Consider the following 2238-nt stretch of genomic DNA (forward strand, 5'->3'; position numbering starts at 1 on the left):
ATCTATTTCTAGAATAGATTTATTATTTTCCTAAATCCCCACATAAAAACTAATGGGAATCCTACACCAAAGAATGCGTACACAAAAAGTAAGAGCATATTACCACCAACACCTGGTGTCAAATCACTAAGATTTGTCCCCCAATAACCTATGCCTTGTAATGCTAAAGTACAAAATTTAAAGCCAACAAAGTGCAAAGCCATAACGTAGAAAGAGTCCTTTCCAACATATGCGATAGCCTTACCTACTACATTAGCCTCGATATGCTTACCTATATACATTATAATATATAGAACTGCTGGTGCAGCAACTAACAGTTGAAGTATATCCTTATATTCATTGCCATTTAGAGAAACACCACCAAGCATGCAAGCGACCTCAAAAGCTATCAATCCGCAAGCAATAGCAAGATAGCCATTATCAAAAGACAATTTTATCTTCTGATACATTATTCTGCCAACATATATCAGCAGCATTGCTGTAAATGTATTACTAAATCGTCGAATTGTCAAGCCATATTTGTTGCTGAGCAAACCAGCCAAGATACACATGGACAACAAAGCAATAAATCTCATCCATTCATATTGTCTATCATTCTTTGAAATCTTCTTGATAGCCCATGAAACAATAGACAAACCGATCAGAGCCATAAAAAGCACATACACAAACCACATTGCACCAACGATTGGTTCTCTTCCACCTAAACAGATAGCCAATACAGTTTGCTTAGCGAATTCCATCATTGAATAAGTATTGATTACAGGGTCAGTAGACTCTAATGAATACCACCCTATCTTTATCAACACATTATGCAACAATACTGCAGGAATATAGAAATACAATATTTTCAAATAAAGCGATGAGAATTTCTTCTTAAACCACAACTTAGGCTGAACAAGCTGCTCTTCTTTTATGAAGAAACCTGCTAGCAAGAAGAATACGGAAACGTGCCAAAGGTAAAGGAATAAATCTTTAGTATTTACTAATGGTCCAACTGGATATAAGAAATTGATATGTCCCAATACTATAGCTATAATAGAGATACCTTTTGCTATATCTACTGATAACGAACGTTTTTCCATATTTACAGTTTTTCAATATAATGCCTAATACTATCCTTGGAATAACACTCAATAAAGTCTGAGCGCAATTTCTTTCTAACTTCGACATCCGTTGTTACATCAATCATAGCCTGAACATACTCGTCCGGTGTATTTGCAAGAAGCATACTAGATTCAAAACCTTTTGGCAAGCCTTCAAAAGCTATTTCTGTACCAATAACAGGTGTACCACAAGCAAGAGACTCAATTACCTTTACCTTAATTCCTGCGCCATTAAACAATGGTGATACAAGAGCTTTGGCTTGTGATAAGAGCAAGTATGGATCATCAACAAAGCCCATCACTTCATAATGAATTAATGGATTATTATTATTAATCTTCTCCTTAGGAAATTGACGTCCAATAATCTTAAAAGTAGTCTTTTTCTTAAGTAAAGGAGAAACGTTTTCTATAAACCATAAAGCACCCTCATAATTTTCCTTACGAGTCCAATCGCCAAAGAACATATAGTAATCCTCTATCGTTTCCACTCGCTTGTTGATAATATCAGGATCTATATAATCCAGACAAACCTTTGCTGGCAAATGATATTCTCTCTTGATTATATCAACATCTTTCTGCGAAAATGAAAAGATATGTGCATTTGGCAACTTGAAACACAAGCGTTCACTAAAACGGCAAATATTTTGCATCAGTTTACTTGCTGTTCTCAAAGCTCGTTGAATAATCACATCATGAGCCAATAAAATCTTGGGAGTGTTTCTGCCTAAAAATTTACCGTAATAGAACACATTACTATGATTCAAAACGATTGCTTTATAAGATGTATTCCCCATTAGTTTTTTCAAAGTTATCAACTTTGACCAACTAAAGCGAATGGAATATACCGGATGAAGAAAAGGCAAATTGAGAATACCCCAAATTTTTATGGCTTTTGAGTTTTTGAAAACTTTCAGTACTTTTACATTGCTACGTTCTGGCAGATATGGCTTATCATAATCGTATTTGAAATATACTAAATCAACATCATACGACTCTGCTAAATCATTGAGCATAATCATCGTATTTTTCTCGCCAGCTGCCGCTTTGTGAGGAACATATGCAGTTATAAACAGTATTTTATCCTTCATCTTTGATTATTTCATTTATTATAGACAACAACGCGTTTTCATTATTC

General features: G+C 34.6%; 2 protein-coding genes. Both read right to left on the bottom strand.

The features are described from left to right. Positions 1-8: 8 nt before the first annotated feature. Positions 9-1082, bottom strand: a complete 1074-nt coding sequence (locus tag ACT8VG_RS10395) for an acyltransferase family protein (protein ID WP_444195827.1) — start codon at positions 1080-1082, stop codon at positions 9-11. Positions 1083-1084: 2 nt separating this feature from the next. Further along, positions 1085-2191: a glycosyltransferase gene (locus tag ACT8VG_RS10400; RefSeq protein WP_444195828.1), complete on the bottom strand. Its 1107-nt coding sequence runs from the start codon at positions 2189-2191 to the stop codon at positions 1085-1087. Positions 2192-2238 lie beyond the last annotated feature (47 nt).

The organism is Catenibacterium sp., assembly GCF_052354645.1.
In the GTDB taxonomy this organism is placed as follows: Bacteria; Bacillota_I; Bacilli_A; order Erysipelotrichales; family Coprobacillaceae; genus Catenibacterium; species Catenibacterium mitsuoka_A.

Excerpts from the sequence above, each read along its gene's own strand:
- ACT8VG_RS10395 (WP_444195827.1), bottom strand. The coding sequence starts at position 1,082 with ATGGAAAAACGTTCGTTATCAGTAGATATAGCAAAAGGTATCTCTATT.
- ACT8VG_RS10400 (WP_444195828.1), bottom strand. The coding sequence starts at position 2,191 with ATGAAGGATAAAATACTGTTTATAACTGCATATGTTCCTCACAAAGCG.